We start from the raw sequence: 17,176 nt of genomic DNA, 5'->3' as shown, positions 1-17,176 counted from the left end.
GCATCCGATGAAAACACTGGCCAAACTCCCCGTCACCATCGTTACCGGCTTCCTCGGCTCGGGCAAAACCACCTTGCTGCGGCACATGCTCGACAACGCTCAGGGTCGTCGCATCGCGGTGATCGTCAATGAATTTGGCGAGCTGGGCATCGACGGCGAGATCCTCAAGCAGTGCTCCATCGGTTGCACTGAAGAAGAAGCCAACGGCCGCGTCTACGAACTGGCCAACGGCTGCCTGTGCTGCACCGTTCAGGAAGAATTCTTCCCGGTGATGCGCGAACTCGTCGCCCGTCGCGGCGACCTCGACCACATCCTCATCGAAACCTCGGGTCTGGCCCTGCCAAAACCTCTGGTCCAAGCCTTCCAGTGGCCGGAAATCCGCAGCGCCTGCACCGTTGACGCGGTGATCACGGTGGTCGACAGCCCGGCCGTTGCTGCCGGCACCTTCGCGGCTTTCCCGGACCAGGTCGATGCCCAACGCAAACTCGACCCGAACCTGGACCACGAATCGCCGTTGCACGAGCTGTTCGCCGACCAACTGGCCAGCGCCGACCTGGTGATCCTCAACAAGGCCGACCTGATCAGCCCTGAAGACCTGGCCCGTGTGCGCCTGGAAGTCGCCGAAGAACTGCCGCCAGCGGTAAAAGTCATCGAAGCCAGCAGCGGGCGCGTGCCATTGGACGTGCTGATCGGCCTCGGTGCCGGTTCCGAGGAACACATCGACAGCCGTCACAGCCATCACGATCACCACCACGAAGGCGAGGACGATCACGATCACGATGCTTTCGATTCGATCTCCATCGAACTTCCGCAGGCTGACGAAAGCCTGCTGCTGGACGCACTGACCCAATTGGTGGTCCAGCACGGCATCCTGCGGGTCAAAGGTTTCGCGGCGATCCCGAACAAGCCGATGCGCCTGCTGATCCAAGGCGTGGGCACGCGTTTCGACAAGCATTTCGACCGTCAGTGGGGCGCCGATGAAGCGCGCGCCACGCGCCTGGTATTGATCGGCCAGGAACTGGACGGAATTCTAATCGAAGCGCAATTGCGCGCTGCGCTCAGCGTTTAAGCCATGCACCTGCTCAGGACCCAGCCCGGCGGATTCGTGTCGGATGACAACATCGCCGACCTTGGACAAACCCCGGCCGAGCTGGTGATCCTGTGCAGCGGTGACTCAAGCCTGGCGCTGCTCGCCGAAGCGGCGCAACAGTTGCCGGATGATTACCCGAGCGTGCGCCTGGCCAACCCGATGCAGGTGCAGAATCACGCGTCGGTCGATCTGTATGTCGACGAAGTGCTGCGCCACGCCAAGGTGATTCTGATTTCGTTGCACGGCGGCATCGCCTATTGGCGTTACGGTGTCGAACGTCTGGTGGAGCTGTCCCAACGCGGCGTACAACTGATTCTGGTGCCCGGCGATGATCGGCCGGACCCGGAACTCAGTGACCTGAGCACCGTGTCTGCCGACGACCGCGACCGTCTCTGGCAGTTTTTGCGTCAGGGCGGCATGGCCAATGCCCAGGATTTTTTCTGCTGCCTGGCCAATCGCTGGCTGGATCGCGATTACGTGTGGGCCGAGCCGCAAACGCTGCCGCGTACGGCGATTTACCATCCGCACAAAAGCCCCGCCGAACTGCACGATTGGCAAGCCGACTGGCAGGCCGGTCAACCGGTGGCGGCGGTGCTGTTTTATCGCTCGCATTTGCAGGCGGCGAACACCGCTTTTATCGATGTTTTCTGTCAGCGTTTGCAGGCTGCGGGCCTCAACCCTTTGCCGATTGCACTGGCCAGTTTGAAAGAACCCGGCTGCCTGACGGTGGTCGAGGACCTGCTGGATGAAGTCGAGGCGGGGGTGATTCTCAATACCACCGGCTTTGCCCAATCCAGCCCCGAAGCGCCGCATTTGCGGCCGTTTCGCCGCAACATTCCGGTGATCCAGGCAATCTGCGCCCAAGACAACGAGCCGGGCTGGCGTGCCAGTGAACAGGGCCTCGGCCCGCGTGATCTGGCGATGCACATCGCCTTGCCGGAACTGGACGGGCGAATCATCAGCCGGCCGATCAGCTTCAAGGACCTGGCGTGGCGCAGCGAGCGCAGTCAGTCGGACGTGGTGTGCTATCGGGCGCAACCGGAGCGCATGGATTTCGTCGCCGAACTGGCGCGGCGCTGGATCGATCTGGCGCGAGTACCGAATCGCGAAAAACGCATCGCGCTGATCCTCGCCAACTACCCGACCCGCGACGGGCGCATCGGCAATGGCGTGGGCCTCGACACCCCGGCCGCCGCGCTGAACATCTTGCGTGCGCTGCACTCCGAAGGTTATCCGCTGCCCGCCGAGTTACCGGAGAGCGGCACTGCGTTGATCCAGCAATTGCTCGGCGGCGTCAGCAACGACCTCGACACGATCGACCAGCGTCCCTGCCAGCAAAGCCTGGCGCTGGACGACTATCAGCGGATGTTCAACACATTGCCCGAGGCCAATCAGCACGCCGTGCTGGAGCGCTGGGGCACGCCCGAGAGCGATCCGATGTTCCGTGACGGACGCATGATGATCGCCGGGTTGCGCTTTGGCCTGACCTTTGTCGGCATTCAGCCGGCGCGGGGTTATCAGGTTGACCCGAGCGCGGTGTATCACGACCCCGATCTGGTGCCGCCCCACGGTTATCTGGCGTTCTACTTCTGGCTGCGCAACACCTATGGCGCCCACGGCGTGATCCACGTAGGCAAGCACGGCAATCTCGAATGGTTGCCGGGCAAAGGTGTCGGGCTCTCCGAAAACTGCTGGCCGGACGCGCTCCTCGGGCCGTTGCCGAATATCTATCCGTTCATCGTCAACGACCCGGGCGAGGGTGCCCAGGCCAAGCGTCGCACCCAGGCCGTGATCATCGATCACCTGATGCCGCCGCTGACCCGCGCCGAAACCTATGGCCCGTTGCGCAACCTTGAGTTGCTGGCCGACGAGTATTACGAAGCGCAATTGCTCGATCCGCGCCGCGCCCGGGAATTGCAGCGCGACATTCTGCAACTGGTGCGCGAGACGCACATCGACCGTGAACTGCAGCTGGACGAGAAGCTCAACAGCGACGCCGATGCGGCGATCTGGTTGCCACGGCTGGACACGTACCTGTGCGACTTGAAAGAGTCGCAGATTCGCGATGGCCTGCACATTTTTGGCGAGTCGCCGACCGGGCGCTTGCGCATCGACACGTTGTTGGCGCTGTTGCGCATTCCCCGTGGCGATGGTCGTGGGGCGCAGTCGAGTCTGTTGCGGGCGTTGGCCAAGGCGTTTGAGTTGGGTTTTGATCCGCTGGATTGTGCGTTGGCCGAGCCTTGGATCGGACCTCGACCGGATGCCTTGCAATCGTTGAGCGAAGAAGTCTGGCGCACGGCGGGTGATTCCCGCGAACGTCTTGAGCTGTTCGCTGCTCAACTGATCTCGCAGACGTTGAATGCCAACTACGAACCCTGTGGGAGCGAGCCTCTGTGGCGAGGGGATTTATTCCCGTTGGGCTGCGCAGCAGTCCCATTTTTTGGGGCCGCTTCGCAGCCCAACGGGGATAAATCCCCTCGCCACAAAAGCACCATCCCACAGGAGAGTGGTTGGTCTGAGGTTGGCGCCATCCTCGACAGCCTGCGCGAAGTGGTCGCCCCGCGTCTGGACGCCTGCGGTCCAGCAGAAATTCGCGGCCTGCTCGACGCCTTGAGCGGTCGTTTCGTCCCGGCCGGCCCCAGCGGTGCACCGAGTCGCGGTCGTCTGGACGTGCTGCCGACCGGGCGCAATTTCTACTCGGTGGACGTGCGCAACCTGCCGACCACCACGGCGTGGCGCATCGGCTTCCAATCGGCGAACCTGATTCTTGAACGGCATTTGCAGGACCACGGCGATCACTTGCGCCAGCTCGGGCTATCCGTCTGGGGCACCGCGACCATGCGCACCGGCGGCGACGACATCGCCCAGGCCATGGCGTTGATGGGCGTGCGTCCGGTCTGGGCTACCGGCAGTCAACGGGTCGACGACTTTGAAATTCTGCCGCTGAGCTTGCTCGACCGTCCGCGTGTGGACGTGACTTTGCGGGTTTCCGGATTCTTCCGTGATGCCTTCGCCAACCTGATCCGCCTGTTCGACGCCGCCGTGCAAGCCGTCGCCGCGCTCGACGAGCCGGACGACCTCAACCCGCTGGCCGCCAAGGTGCGTGCCGAGCGTGAAGCATTGATGCAATCGGGCCTCGATGAAGACGCGGCGAGGCGTCAGGCCGGCTGGCGGATTTTCGGTGCCAAGCCCGGTGCTTATGGCGCAGGCGTTCAGGGCGCCATCGACGGGCGTCTGTGGCAAAGCCGCGAGGATCTGGCCGAGGTTTACCTGAATTGGGGCGGCTACGCTTACGGCGGCTCCGATGAGGGCACCGCGGCCCGCGAGCAATTCGCCCAGCGCTTGAGCCAGGTTCAGGCCGTGCTGCAAAACCAGGACAATCGCGAGCATGACTTGCTCGATTCCAACGACTATTACCAATTCCAGGGCGGCATGCTCGCTGCCGTGGAAAGCCTCAGCGGCGAAGCGGCGGCCAGTTACCATGGCGATCACAGTCAGCCGGACCTGCCGAAGATCCGCACCTTGAAGGAAGAGCTGGCCCGGGTGATCCGCTCCCGGGCGGCCAATCCGAAGTGGATCGACGGCGTGAAGCGTCACGGTTATAAAGGCGCGTTCGAACTGGCGGCGACGGTCGATAATCTGTTCGCCTTCGACGCGACGACGCAGTTGATCGACGATCATCAATACGCGTTGCTGGCGGATGCGTATTTGCTCGATCCGGCGACCCGGGATTTTGTGCGTGAGCATAATCCCCATGCGCTGCGCGACATGACCGAGCGGATGCTGGAAGCGCAGCAGCGCGGGATGTGGAAGGAGCCGGGTGCGTATCGCGACGCGCTGGAAAACCTTTTGCTGGATATAGAAGAAGACAGCTGATGCACCGCAAAACCCTGTAGGAGCGAGGCTTGCCCGCGAAGAGGCCTTCACATTCAATATTGATACCGACTGAATAGACGCCTTCGCGGGCAAGCCTCGCTCCTACAAGGTACAAGGTGTGCCTGCTACCGACCATGACCGAGATATAAAAATGACCGACACCCCGCATTTCCCGCTCTCCGCCGTGGTCGGCGCCGACGATCTGAAGCTCGCCCTCTACCTGACCGCCATCGACCCGAAAATCGGCGGCGTGTTGATCGAAGGCCCGCGTGGCATGGCCAAATCGACCCTGGCCCGGGGCCTGGCGGACTTGCTGGCCAGCGGTCAGTTCGTCACCTTGCCCCTCGGCGCCACCGAAGAACGGCTGGTCGGAACCCTCGACCTCGACGCCGCCCTGAGCGAAGGTCGCGCACAATTTTCCCCCGGTGTATTGGCCAAGGCCGACGGCGGTGTGCTTTACGTCGATGAAGTCAATCTGCTGCCCGATCACCTCGTCGACCTGTTGCTCGACGTGGCCGCCAGCGGCACCAACCTGATCGAGCGCGACGGCATTTCCCACCGGCATTCGGCGAAGTTTGTATTGATCGGCACCATGAACCCGGAAGAGGGCGAACTGCGGCCGCAACTGCTCGACCGTTTTGGCCTGAACGTCGCGCTCGGTGGCCATACCGCACCGGCCGAACGTGGCCAGATCATCCGTCGGCGTCTGGATTTCGACAGCGATCCCCAGCGCTTTTGCGCTGAGTGGGAAAACCAGCAGCAGTCGCTGCGTGAACGTTGCCAGAAGGCGCGCAGCCTGTTGGCGAGCATCCCTCTGGATGATGAAGCACTGGCGCAGATTACCGAGCGTTGTTTCGCCGCTGGTGTCGATGGCTTGCGCGCCGATCTGGTCTGGTTGCGCGCTGCCCGTGCCCACGCCGCATGGCGAGGGGCGAGCGCTATCGCCGAGGAAGATATCGACGCGGTTGCCGAGTTTGCCTTGCGTCATCGTCGTCGCGAGCAATCGCCACCAGCGTCACAACACAATCAGTCACCTTCGGCTCAACCTTCCAGCCCGAGCGAAGGCCAGGGCCAGTGGGGCGAAATGCCAGCCCAGGCGTTGCCGATCGGTGCCCGGCGTGAAGTGCCGAGCTGGCCAAAAAAGTCCTAGGCATTCGCCCTCGATCTGACGCGGGGGCGAATGCCAGACCCCGCGCCGGACGACTGGATAACGGTAAACAGGGCAAGCGTCACGCCGCACGCAGTGGCTCGATCAACTGGCCCGGCACCTTGCTCAACGGCCGTCCTCGTCAGCACAAAGATGTGCTGTTTTATCTGCGGACCCGATCCGCTCATGAACTGTGGCTGGTGATCGTCGATGCGTCAGCCTCGACCCGCCGTCATCAGGCACTGAGCGATGCCAAGGGTCTACTCGCGCAATTGTTCGACGACGCGTATCGCCAGCGCGCGCGTCTGGCGTTATTGACTGCCAGTGGCCATGCGCCGAAGTGGCAGGTGCAAGGCTTGAAAGCGTCGGCAGGGTTGCGAGGCTGGCTCGATGACCTGGGCGCGGGCGGCGGCACGCCGTTGTTGGCGGCACTTGGCGAAGCGGGCCGTTGGCTGGCGACACGGCAAAAACGCTTTCCGGCGGAACAGCAAAGGCTGTTGCTGGTGACCGACGGGCGATTGAAGGAATGGCCGGGGCTACCGGTGCTGGATTGCCCAGGGTTACTGATTGATATCGAACGCGGGCCGATCCGGTTAGGTCGGGCGAAACAGATGGCGGTAGAGCTGCAAGCGGATTATCGGCACATTGATGAGCTGTTTTCAGGCTGAGATCTTTGTTGTTTGCAGAGGCCCCTTCGCGAGCAAGCCCGCTCCCACATTAAATCTGCGCCGTTCACAAGTCCCCTGTGGGAGCGGGCTTGCTCGCGATGGCATCACCTCGGTTCCGGATAATCATGGCAAACCCAGCATCGCTGACCCAAACCCGATCTGCGGCATCCACAAATCCTGTGGGAGCGGGCTTGCTCGCGAAGGCATCACCCCGGGTTCCGGATAATCATGGCAAATCCAAATCACTACCCTATGCTCTGCGGGCCATTCGATCACAGGAGTGAATCATGCGCGTACTTGCCGTTAACGATCAGAACGATTTCCGCGTCAAAGCCTACGCCGGTACCAATGGCGTGCTGTTGGCCATGGATCTGGCCGAACCCCGCCGCAAAGGCCTGCTGGGTTTCGCCATCGAAAAGCAGCAGGGCAACAAACCCTGGCAGTTTTTGTTCAATAGCCTGACGTTCCAGGGTAAGTCCCATACCTTCGCGCAATATCACGCCACCCCGAGCAATATCGCGCCGTTACAGAAATTCCGCTGGGCCGATTACGCGGTCAATCCAGGGCTGACGATCCATTACCGGGTCCATCTGGCCTACGGCAGCGCCGATGCACCGCAACTCGGTGAATCCCTGGAAGTGACGGTCACCACCGACGATGGACATCCCGGCAACCAACGTGTCAATTTCAACCGCGCAGTGGCCGCCAGTCAGGCGTTCCAGCGCAAGTTTCCCGAGCTCGACGCGCTCATAAGTGACAATAAGAGGCTCCCCATCGAAGTCTGGCCCGATGCCCCGCGCCAATGGCTGGAGAACGGTTTGCTCGGGCGTTTGCTGGGCTTTATCGAGCGGGCCATCGATGGTCAGTGGGCACTGGACATCGCCATCTACGAGTACCAGTTGCCGGTGATTGTCGATGCGGTGAACGCGGCGCACGACCGCGGCGTGCACGTTCGCGTCCTTTATCACGCGCAACCGGACGAAGACACGACCGCCATGAATGAGGCGAGCCTGGAAAAGATCCCGGCGGCGAACAAGCGCGGACGCGTCACCCACAGCATTTTCCACAACAAGTTCATCGTCCTGAGCCGTCTCGATGCAGCGGGGCTGCGCCAGCCTGAAGCCGTGCTCTGCGGCAGCACCAACTTCACCCCCAACGGCATCTACCGTCAGGCCAACGTGGTGCATGTGCTGGACGATCCTCGGGTCGGCGCCAGTTACCTGCAAACGTTCGAGCAGGTCTGGAACACACCGGCGGATGTCGGCGCCACGCGGCAATGGATCACGCAACACAACCCGATGGACCCGACCCAACCGTTGTTCGCCGGATTCTCACCGCGCTCGGGGCAGGGCGACTTGCATGAGTTCGTCGACATCATCAACGCGGCGAAAAAAGATGTGCTGTTCGTTACTGCGTTCACCTTGCCCGACGCCATCCTCAACGCATTGCTCGGTCAGCCCCACGACGACATCCTGCGCTACGGCCTGCAAAACTCCGCGAGCAAAATCACCGGGTTTCACGCCGACCGCACCGCTGAATTCACCACGGTTGCGCTGCTCAATACCGGGCTGGAAGGTTGGCTCATGGAAAGCAAGGAAGGCCAGAAGGGCAACCTGCTGGTGCACACCAAAGCCGTCGTCACGGATTTCACCAGCGATACGCCGACGATCATCAGTGGCAGTCATAACCTCAGTGCGGCGGCCAGTCGCAGCAATGACGAGAACTACCTGATCATTCGCGGGGATACCGATTTGGCGGATCGGTATGGGTTGGAATTGCTACGGTTCTATGAGCACTACCGGTTTCGCTATTACGCGAAAAAACTGGCGCTCAAGCAGGTCCAGCCGTTAGCAGCGGATGACAGCTGGACTGATGATTATTATGTCGAGGGGAATTTGCGGATGCTGTCGAGGTTGCGTTTTTCCGGGCAGTAAATCACTGACTCAAATGACCCCTTCGCGAGCAAGCCCGCTCCCACATTGGATCTCGGGCGTTCACGAAATCCTGTGGGAGCGGGCTTGCTCGCGAAAGGGCCGACGCGGTTTTCAGCGCTTAGCGAAACAGATTGGTCCGCGCCAACTCAATCACCTCATCCCCACGCCCGCTCATCACCGCTTTAAGCATGTACAAACTGAACCCTTTGGCCTGTTCCAGCTTGATCGTCGGCGGCATCGCCAGTTCCTGGGTCGCCGTCACCACGTCCACCAGCACGGGCCCGTCATGCGCCAGCGCCCGGCGCAAGGCCGGTTCCAGCGCCTCGGATTCCTCGACACGAATTCCCAGGATCCCCATGGCATTGGCCATCGCCGCGAAGTCCGGATTGTGCAAGTCCGTGCCGGTATCCAGTAGCCCGCTGGATTTCATTTCCATGGCCACGAACCCGAGCGAGGCATTGTCGTAGACGATGATTTTCACCGACAGCTTCAGTTGCGCCAGAGAGATGAAATCCCCCATCAACATGCTGAAACCGCCATCGCCGGACAGCGAAATCACCTGCCGCCCAGGAAACGCCGCTTGCGCGCCAATGGCCTGGGGCATCGCGTTCGCCATGGAGCCGTGATTGAACGAACCGAGCAGTCGGCGCTTGCCATTCATTCTCAGATAGCGCGCGGCCCAGACCGTCGGTGTGCCCACGTCGGCGGTGAAGATCGCATCCTCATCGGCCAGTTCACTGAGCAGGCGCGTAAGGTATTGCGGATGAATCGGCCGGCCCGGCGCAGAAGGTTGAGCCAGGTCATCAAGACCCTGACGCGCCTTTTGGTAGTGCTTGAGGGAAGACTCGAGAAAGCTGCGGTCGCCACGATAAGGCAGGCGCGGCAGCAACGCGGCGAGGGTTTCGCCAACATCGGCGGCGATGCCCAGATCCAGCGTGGTGCGCCGTCCGAGGGCTTGCGGGTCGTGGTCGATCTGAATGATGGTGGCGTCGGTGGGGTAGAACTGACGATACGGAAAGTCAGTCCCGAGCATCACCAGCGTGTCGCAGTTGAGCATCGCATGATATCCGGAGCTGAAGCCGATCAGCCCGGTCATGCCAACGTCGAACGGATTGTCCCACTCCACGTGCTCCTTGCCGCGCAATGCATGCACCACCGGCGCGCCGAGGGCGTCGGCCAGCGCCACCACCTGAGCGTGGGCTCCCGCGCAGCCGGCTCCACACATCAGCGTCACGGCTTTGCTTTGACTGAGCAATTCGACCAGCCGATCCAGGTCATGAGGCGCGGGCAGGGTGCGTGGTTTTGAAAGCGCCGGCCAGGGCTTGAGGTTGTCTTCGACTTCCTGCAGCGCCACGTCACCGGGAATCACCACCACCGCGACGCCGCGATTGAGGATTGCACTGCGCATCGCCCGGTGCAGCACCTGGGGCATTTGCGCCGGGTTGCTCACCAGTTCGACGAAGTGGCTGCATTCCTTGAACAGTTCCTGCGGGTGGGTTTCCTGAAAGTAATTCAGGCCCACTTCCGAGGACGGAATCTGCGCGGCGATGGCCAACACCGGCACATGGTTTTTGTGGCAATCGAACAGTCCGTTGATCAGGTGCAGATTGCCCGGCCCGCAACTGCCGGCGCACACCGCCAGTTCCCCGGTGACCGCTGCTTCGGCGCCGGCGGCGAACGCGGCGACTTCCTCGTGGCGCACGTGCATCCACTCGATGCTGTCCATGGTGCGCAGGGCCTCGGTCAGGCCGTTGAGGCTGTCGCCCGTCAGGCCCCAGATGCGTTTCACGCCGGCCTGTTCAAGGGTGGTTGCCAGTTGCTGGGCAATGGTGATTTTCGCCATGGGGTGCTCCAGTGATTGATGAATTGTCCTCGGGGTTAAAAGAGGACAACGCTGTGGCAACCATGACTCACCCGGGTTTGTGATTAATAGACGATTACTTGCCCATCGCCTGCCGGTACTGGCGCGTACGCCGGGCGATGTACAGCTGATCGAGAATCAACGCCCATATCGCTGAAACCTGTGGCCGGGTCTTGCGCCCGCGGCTCAGGCGATGCAGCTGGAACTTCACCACGGCCATGCTCGCCAAGGCGGCCAGTGGTTTGCGTTTCCAGCGGATCGGCGGCAATTGTGGGTGGCTGTTCTGGCCTTCGCGCCAGCGTTTGACCAACTTCGGTTCGATGGCCAGCGCCGTGCCGATACCGGCCATGGCGATGCCGCTGTCGAGCACCTGTGTTGCCCACTGACGAAACTGCTAAAGATGCCGTTCGTCTTCCAGCACTACGGCCCGCAGGGCCGGTCATGGTGCGGCGATCGATCATCACGTTGCCGGTCAGCAGCAGCCCCGTTTCACCCTCGACCCAGGCCTGATACTGCTGGAACAGTGCGCTGGACGGCGCTTGTCCGGTATCCGCGAGGTTCTCTTCCATCGCGGCTTTGGCGATGCGATTGCCGAGGGGCTGGCCGTTTGCCCTGCAGTGCGAATGCCGAGCGGGTACTGGCGTCGCTCAAGCATTAGTTTTGACCGAGACAGTCATCGCCAAAGGCCTGGTAACGCAGGACATGGGTGGTGCCCATGGTGTCGATGTAGGTCATCTCCCGCGCGCCGGGTCCGCAGCCATCGTTGCGGGTCATGTTGAGCACTTTGGCAATATGGAGCGGCGTCGAATACGTGTAGTCCTCGACTTTCGGGGTGCTGGAATTGTCGATGGAAGCGGCCGCTGCAACACCGCTCAGACTGATCAGAAACAGGGCGGACAGAATGCGTTTCATGATGGGGCTCTCGTAGTGGCTACTGAACGATTTCAGTGGCAGTACGACGAGCCCCGTTGGGGTTTATTCCAGGCTCAGGGAAAAACTTTTCTGCGCCGGGATCGGATTGCGCATCAGCGTGCCGACCACCAGCGCCCCCAGCAAGGCCAGCAAACCGGCGACTATAAGCAGCAGGCTGAAGCCGCCGACGAATGCCTGGCGCGCCAACGGTTCGACGAGCGGGCGTGCGGTTTCCGGTAGCAAGTTCATGGCCGCGGTCATATCACCGGCGACCACCCGCGATGCAATGCCCTGGGTCTGGCCGAGCCATTGTGTACCTTGCGTCGACAGACTGGTACGCAACAACAGTTCGGTATGGCTGGACAGCAATGCACCGAAGACGCCGATGGCCAGTACGATCGCGCTGAAACGCATGGTGGTGCTCATGCCCGAGGCCATGCCGGTGCGCTCGCGGGGCACGCAGGCCATGATGTTTTTCTGCGTGTCGCCATTGAGCAAACCGGCACCGGCGCCTGTTACGGCAATGGCCAATGCGAAGGGCAGATAGCCGCCGCTGCTGACGGCCCAAGCGCTGAGCAGGTTGCCGCTGCCGACCAGGGTCAAACCCGCCGCCATCAGCGTCGCAGGGGCAAATCGATTGGCCAGCCGAGCGCCGATTCGCGGGCAAATCAACATGGTCACCGCAAATGGCAGCATCCCCAGCCCGGACGCGATGGCCGAGAAACCCAGGCCGTTTTGCAGATAGAACGGCAGCAACGTCATCATCACTTGGGCGCACCCGGCGTAGGCAAACATGCCGAGCAAGGCGCCGATGAAGCGCGGATGCTTGAACAATTGCAGGTCGACCATCGGCCGCTGTTGCATCCGCTCAATCAGCACAAACAGCCCCAACAGCAGGGCGCCACCGATGAGCCGGGCGTAGGTGAGCGGGTTGCTCCAGCCAATCCGGTTGGCTTCGATCAAGCCCCAGATCAGGCACAGCAAGCTCGCACTGAACGCCAGGCTGCCCCAGGGATCGAGGCGCGCAGACTGGGTGTTCCTCGATTCCGGCACGGCGCGCCAGACCCTGTACATCAAGAACAGCCCGACCGGCAGGTTGAGGTAGAAGATCCAGCGCCAGCCGACATACTCGGTGATCAGCCCGCCGACCGTCGGCGCGGCGGTCATCGCCACGCCCATGCACGCGCCCCAGAACGCCCAGGCCTTGGCTCGTTCGACTTCATCGTGAAAGGTGTGGCCGATCGCGGCCAGGGCCGACGTCAGCAGCAATGCCGCACCGACACCCTTGATCGCCCTCGCGATGTCGAGGAACAACGCAGTGGGCGCTGCGCCGCAACCTATGGAGGCCAGGATGAAAATGCCCAGGCCGCAGAGCATGGTTTTCTGCCGGCCAAAGCGATCGGCGATGCTGCCCGCGGGTAGCAATAAGGCCGCGAACGCCAGCATGTACGCGCTGACCACCCATTCGATGTCGGCAAAGTTCGCGCCCAGGTCCCGGGCGATGGTCGGCAGGGTGACGGCGACGATGTTGGTGTCGAGCACGATCAGCGAGCACACGCCGGAGGCCGTCAGTAAGGTCAGACGCGGACTGACCCGGCTCATGGCGTAATTGCCTTTTGAGCAAGATTGTTGGCCACGGCGCAGAAAAGGGGTTTGACGTACATGACGATGGCTCTCTACTGTGATTGTCTGTGAGCTTATCGCGGTCGATTATCGGCTTTGTTAGCCTGCTATCGGGACTTCATTACCTTTGAGCTAATGCACCCATGGACATACGGCATTTTCGCTACTTTCTGGCCGTTGCCCGGCAAGGCAACTTTACCCGCGCCGCCGAACAACTCGGTATCGCACCGCCCACCTTGACTCGACAGATCCAGGACATGGAGAACGAACTCGGCACGCGACTGTTCGTGCGCCAGACACGTGAAGTCAGCCTGACCGAGGCCGGTGCCGCGTTAATGATCGAGGCCGAGGCGACGGTGCGGCAATTCGAATACGCCCAGCACAATGCCCGGCGGGCTGGACGCGGGGATATCGGTCATATCGAACTCGGCTACGTGGCATCGGCGGTGTATTCGGGGTTACTGCAAAAACAGGTGCAGGCCTTCAGTCACGAGTGCCCGGACGTCAGCTTCAATGTGCGGGAAAGCCTCATGGCGTCATTGCCGGCCATGGTGGTCGAGGGGCGATTCGATATTGGTTATGTCCGCTCACCCATGACCCTGCCTGATGGCCTGGAGGCCATTCGCCTGGATGCAGAAGGCTTTGTGCTGGCGCTGTCCACCGAGTCCTGGCTGTGTCGTTTGCCGGACATCAGTCCGGAGCATCTGCAAAATGAGACGTTCATCCTGCCGGAGCAAATCAGCGGCACCTTGCAAGTCGCCGCCGAGGGCGGATTTGCGCCGAAACTGGGTGCGCAGCCGGGCGGACTGGTGGCGGTGATTGCGCTGGTATCGTTGGGGCAGGGCGTGGCGGTGGTGCCGGAGTCGGTGGTCGGGCATGTCGGTTTGCCCGGTGTGTTGTACCGAGCGATCAAGGGCTGCGAAGCGGCGTCGTGGTTGTCGTTGATTCATCGGCGGTTCGAGAAGTCGGCGGCGGTGGTCAGGTACATTGAGCAGGTCAAAAAGCGCTGATTACAGATTTTGTAATGATTTCCGACTGTAGGAAATGTCACTTTCGCGTGTACGCTCCAAGTCCTTTTTCCTTTCAGGACTTGCATGAACACCCTTTTGGAGCCTCCCGGTTATCCTTTCTCCTCGCGCTACCACGCGGTCTTGATGCACGCGAAACATCCGGTTTTCCGACTTCTGAATCCCCTTGTCACTTTACCGCCACGGCCTCTGCGTCGCGCCTTGCCGTGCCCGGCTTTCTGAACTCACTAAAGGGATCGAGACGTTTTTATGGAATGGATAGCTGACCCCACCGCATGGCTGGGCCTGTTGACCTTGATTGTGCTGGAGCTGGTGCTAGGCATCGACAACCTGGTGTTTATCGCCATCCTGGCCGACAAGCTGCCGCCCGAACAACGCGACCGTGCGCGGCTCATCGGTTTGTCCCTGGCGTTGCTGATGCGCCTGGGCCTGCTGGCGAGTATTTCGTGGCTGGTGACCCTGACTCAGCCGTTGATCGAGGTGTTCGACAAGAGCTTCTCCGGCCGCGACTTGATCATGCTGTTCGGTGGTGTGTTCTTGTTGTTCAAGGCCACCATGGAATTGCACGAGCGACTCGAAGGCCATGTCGGCCAGCGCGCTTCTAATGCGACCTATGCGATGTTCTGGCCGATCGTGGCGCAGATCGTGGTGCTCGATGCGGTGTTCTCCCTCGATGCGGTGATTACCGCTGTGGGCATGGTCGATGAATTGGCCGTGATGATGATCGCGGTGATTATTTCCATCGGCCTGATGATCGTCGCCAGCAAGCCGCTGACCCGTTTCGTCAATGAACACCCGACGGTGATCATGCTCTGTCTGGGCTTTTTGATGATGATCGGCTTCGCGCTGACCGCTGAAGGCTTGGGGTTCCACATTCCGAAGGGCTACCTGTACGCGGCCATCGGTTTCTCGATCCTGATCGAGGTCTTCAACCAGATAGCCCGGGCTCGCCGTAAAAAATCGATGCAGGGCCTGCGACCGATGCGTGAGCGCACGGCCCACGCCGTGTTGCGTTTGCTCGGTGGCCGCTCGCTGGCGGTGGAGGAGGTTGGCGAAGAAATTGCCGACATGCTGGAGAATGGCGAAGCGCCGAGCGTAGAACTGTTCGACCGTCGCGAACGAGTGATGATCAGTGGTGTTCTGCAACTCGCCGAGCGACCGATCCGCACCTTGATGACCGTACGCGTTGATGTGGATCACATCGACCTGTCCGACGATGCCGAAGTCATTCGCACGCGCCTGATGAATTCGTCCTATTCACGCCTGCCGCTGATTCGCGATGGCGCGGTGGATGAGCCGCTGGGCTTCGTGCACAAGAAGGAATTGCTCAAGGAATACCTGGCCGGCAACCAGCCCGGTCTTGAGCATTTGGCGCGCAAGACCATCAACTTGCTGGACAGTTACTCGATCCTCAATGCCCTGGAACAGATGCGCCAAGCCTCGACTCACATTGCGTTCGTGGTCAATGAGTTCGGTGACTTCGTCGGTGTGCTGACCATGACTGACATTCTCGAATCGATCGCCGGCGAGTTGCCGGATGCCAGCGAAATCGAGGGCCCGGATGTGGTCGAGGAGAAGGGTGGGTTCATGGTCAGCGGCGCGTTGAACCTGGCGCGGGTGCGACAGCGGACCGGGTTTGCGGCAGAGCCTACCGACGACTATCAAACCTTGGCCGGGCTGGTGGTCAGCCTGCTGGATCGCCTGCCGATGATCGGTGACAGCCATGAGTGGGAAGGCTGGCGGATCACGGTGGCGGCGGTTGAGGAGCGGCGGGTGACGCGGGTGTTGCTGGTGCGCGCGGTTTAGATCGTTCCCGCGCGTGGGAACGATCATTGCTCAAACCCCGATCAACGTGTGCGCCCGAGGAACAGTGCGCAGTCGGCGCAGGGTCTGGCGTAACCACGCCAGATCGTGAACCGGTTTAGGGGTCACCGTTGCCGGTTTCACCTTGCCGATGTACATGGCGAATTCTTCCTGCAGGGTTTGCTCGGTGCCGATGCCCTTGAGCTTTTTCAACAGTTTCCCATCCTTGTAAAACAGCACGGTCGGGGTGCCGGTGACGTTCGGGTGCCGAGGCGATTCACGAGTGTCCAGCATGTAGATCTGCGCGTGATGCCGATAAGCCTCGGCGATCTGACGAAAGATCGGCCCGGCTGTTTCGCAGGCCGGACAGTGCTGACTGCCGAAGTACAAGATCACCGGGCGCCAGGTTTTCAGGGCTTTGCGGTAGGTTGGGGCCAACAATGTGTGGGTGGGGCGTGAGTTCATTGAAATCACCTTTTACCAACGAACAAATTCAATTTTAAAGGGAGTTGAATCGCTGCTGATCATCAGATTGATGACCAGCAGCTGATAGAGCAACTCAGCTTGATAAAGGCATGAGCAAGGCATAATCAAAAAAGGATCCGAACTTGCCTTGAACACCATCGTTTGCGCGCAACGTGACAATCATCTCGGTGGTGCCAGCAGGCGCGTTGACAATCTGTTCTTTCTTGATCCAAGGAGTGCCGCCGCCAATGTCGAGGTGAACGGTTTGATGTGAAGGAAGCAACTCCAGTGTTGCTCGACACGCGGAACCGCCTGCCGTTTTCATTCGCACGGAAAACTCAAAGTCACCTGCCGCGTCGAACTTGACGCTTTGAGTAATCAGAGCCTCGACCTGCAAGGCACAGTAACCCTCTTCAAATTTTACTTTCGCTTGCGAGTTAGTTTTCCAATTCGCGCCGCCTTCCAGGAAGCCACCGTTAAGTAATAAGTTGGAAGTGTCTTTAGCGGGTTGTTGGGACATTTGGGAACTCCTGTAAGTGGTAATACATGATTTCGGTGCTCCATCACGTGGCAGACGCCCGGGCGACCGAGTAGAGATTGAGCGCTGATATCAGCGGAGCCACAACTGTCAGGTCTGACAGGTAAAGCAGAAATCCAGACGAGCGGTATAGGGCAAGACGCGGTGCGTTTCCGTCGTACCCGCTCGCTTTTGAATGGGTGACAACGCACCCAAATTTGGCCTTGTTACCCAACTTGTTGCTTGGGGTAG

Annotated in this window: 12 protein-coding genes and 1 pseudogene; 7 read left to right on the top strand and 6 right to left on the bottom strand. The window is 60.9% G+C overall.

Annotated features, from left to right (window positions below):
- The first annotated feature begins 7 nt into the window (after positions 1 to 7).
- The 5 genes from cobW to ACYZTM_RS02110 all read left to right on the top strand — a co-directional run bounded on the left by cobW (position 8) and on the right by ACYZTM_RS02110 (position 8,715).
- Positions 8 to 1,069 carry a cobalamin biosynthesis protein CobW gene (gene cobW, locus ACYZTM_RS02130; RefSeq protein WP_461986740.1) on the top strand — a complete coding sequence of 354 codons (1,062 nt, stop codon included), beginning with the start codon at positions 8 to 10 and terminating at the stop codon, positions 1,067 to 1,069.
- Positions 1,070 to 1,072: 3 nt separating this feature from the next.
- Positions 1,073 to 4,966, top strand: coding sequence for a cobaltochelatase subunit CobN (cobN, locus tag ACYZTM_RS02125; protein ID WP_461986738.1), 3,894 nt, complete (start codon positions 1,073 to 1,075; stop codon positions 4,964 to 4,966).
- A 151-nt stretch (positions 4,967 to 5,117) separates the two neighbouring features.
- Positions 5,118 to 6,116, top strand: a complete 999-nt coding sequence (locus tag ACYZTM_RS02120; RefSeq protein ID WP_461986736.1) for an ATP-binding protein — start codon at positions 5,118 to 5,120, stop codon at positions 6,114 to 6,116.
- A 53-nt stretch (positions 6,117 to 6,169) separates the two neighbouring features.
- Positions 6,170 to 6,781, top strand: a complete 612-nt coding sequence (locus ACYZTM_RS02115) for a vWA domain-containing protein (RefSeq protein WP_461989284.1) — start codon at positions 6,170 to 6,172, stop codon at positions 6,779 to 6,781.
- A gap of 287 nt (positions 6,782 to 7,068) precedes the next feature.
- Positions 7,069 to 8,715 (top strand): phospholipase D-like domain-containing protein, encoded by a 1,647-nt coding sequence (locus ACYZTM_RS02110; RefSeq protein ID WP_131061546.1) that lies wholly within the window; start codon positions 7,069 to 7,071, stop codon positions 8,713 to 8,715.
- Positions 8,716 to 8,833: 118 nt separating this feature from the next.
- Here ACYZTM_RS02110 and poxB read toward each other — a convergent pair whose 3' ends face one another.
- The 4 genes and pseudogenes from poxB to ACYZTM_RS02090 all read right to left on the bottom strand — a co-directional run bounded on the left by poxB (position 8,834) and on the right by ACYZTM_RS02090 (position 13,090).
- Positions 8,834 to 10,558, bottom strand: coding sequence for a ubiquinone-dependent pyruvate dehydrogenase (poxB, locus tag ACYZTM_RS02105; protein WP_461986734.1), 1,725 nt, complete (start codon positions 10,556 to 10,558; stop codon positions 8,834 to 8,836).
- 94 nt (positions 10,559 to 10,652) lie between these two features.
- Positions 10,653 to 11,160: pseudogene (locus tag ACYZTM_RS02100) on the bottom strand (hypothetical protein).
- A gap of 70 nt (positions 11,161 to 11,230) precedes the next feature.
- Positions 11,231 to 11,488 (bottom strand): DUF2790 domain-containing protein, encoded by a 258-nt coding sequence (locus ACYZTM_RS02095; protein WP_461986732.1) that lies wholly within the window; start codon positions 11,486 to 11,488, stop codon positions 11,231 to 11,233.
- Positions 11,489 to 11,551: 63 nt separating this feature from the next.
- Positions 11,552 to 13,090, bottom strand: a complete 1,539-nt coding sequence (locus ACYZTM_RS02090) for an MFS transporter (RefSeq protein WP_131061549.1) — start codon at positions 13,088 to 13,090, stop codon at positions 11,552 to 11,554.
- 164 nt (positions 13,091 to 13,254) lie between these two features.
- Between ACYZTM_RS02090 and ACYZTM_RS02085 the strand changes: the two genes are divergently transcribed.
- The gene (locus ACYZTM_RS02085; RefSeq protein WP_461986729.1) at positions 13,255 to 14,121 is read left to right on the top strand and encodes a LysR family transcriptional regulator; all 867 of its coding nucleotides are present in this window, start codon (positions 13,255 to 13,257) and stop codon (positions 14,119 to 14,121) included.
- A 267-nt stretch (positions 14,122 to 14,388) separates the two neighbouring features.
- Positions 14,389 to 15,945: a TerC family protein gene (locus tag ACYZTM_RS02080; RefSeq protein WP_461986727.1), complete on the top strand. Its 1,557-nt coding sequence runs from the start codon at positions 14,389 to 14,391 to the stop codon at positions 15,943 to 15,945.
- Between the two features lie 30 nt (positions 15,946 to 15,975).
- Here the strand turns inward: ACYZTM_RS02080 and ACYZTM_RS02075 are convergent, their stop codons facing one another.
- Positions 15,976 to 16,407, bottom strand: a complete 432-nt coding sequence (locus ACYZTM_RS02075) for a thioredoxin family protein (protein ID WP_461986725.1) — start codon at positions 16,405 to 16,407, stop codon at positions 15,976 to 15,978.
- Positions 16,408 to 16,501: 94 nt separating this feature from the next.
- Positions 16,502 to 16,927 carry a hypothetical protein gene (locus tag ACYZTM_RS02070; RefSeq protein WP_461986723.1) on the bottom strand — a complete coding sequence of 142 codons (426 nt, stop codon included), beginning with the start codon at positions 16,925 to 16,927 and terminating at the stop codon, positions 16,502 to 16,504.
- Positions 16,928 to 17,176 lie beyond the last annotated feature (249 nt).

Source organism: Pseudomonas sp. MDT2-39-1, from assembly GCF_054898085.1.
This window is presented reverse-complemented; position numbering and strand designations above follow the sequence as displayed.

Coding starts and splice junctions, on each gene's coding strand:
- cobW (WP_461986740.1), top strand. CDS start 8: ATGAAAACACTGGCCAAACTCCCCGTCACCATCGTTACCGGCTTCCTC.
- cobN (WP_461986738.1), top strand. CDS start 1,073: ATGCACCTGCTCAGGACCCAGCCCGGCGGATTCGTGTCGGATGACAAC.
- ACYZTM_RS02120 (WP_461986736.1), top strand. CDS start 5,118: ATGACCGACACCCCGCATTTCCCGCTCTCCGCCGTGGTCGGCGCCGAC.
- ACYZTM_RS02110 (WP_131061546.1), top strand. CDS start 7,069: ATGCGCGTACTTGCCGTTAACGATCAGAACGATTTCCGCGTCAAAGCC.
- poxB (WP_461986734.1), bottom strand. CDS start 10,558: ATGGCGAAAATCACCATTGCCCAGCAACTGGCAACCACCCTTGAACAG.
- ACYZTM_RS02095 (WP_461986732.1), bottom strand. CDS start 11,488: ATGAAACGCATTCTGTCCGCCCTGTTTCTGATCAGTCTGAGCGGTGTT.
- ACYZTM_RS02090 (WP_131061549.1), bottom strand. CDS start 13,090: ATGAGCCGGGTCAGTCCGCGTCTGACCTTACTGACGGCCTCCGGCGTG.
- ACYZTM_RS02085 (WP_461986729.1), top strand. CDS start 13,255: ATGGACATACGGCATTTTCGCTACTTTCTGGCCGTTGCCCGGCAAGGC.
- ACYZTM_RS02080 (WP_461986727.1), top strand. CDS start 14,389: ATGGAATGGATAGCTGACCCCACCGCATGGCTGGGCCTGTTGACCTTG.
- ACYZTM_RS02075 (WP_461986725.1), bottom strand. CDS start 16,407: ATGAACTCACGCCCCACCCACACATTGTTGGCCCCAACCTACCGCAAA.
- ACYZTM_RS02070 (WP_461986723.1), bottom strand. CDS start 16,927: ATGTCCCAACAACCCGCTAAAGACACTTCCAACTTATTACTTAACGGT.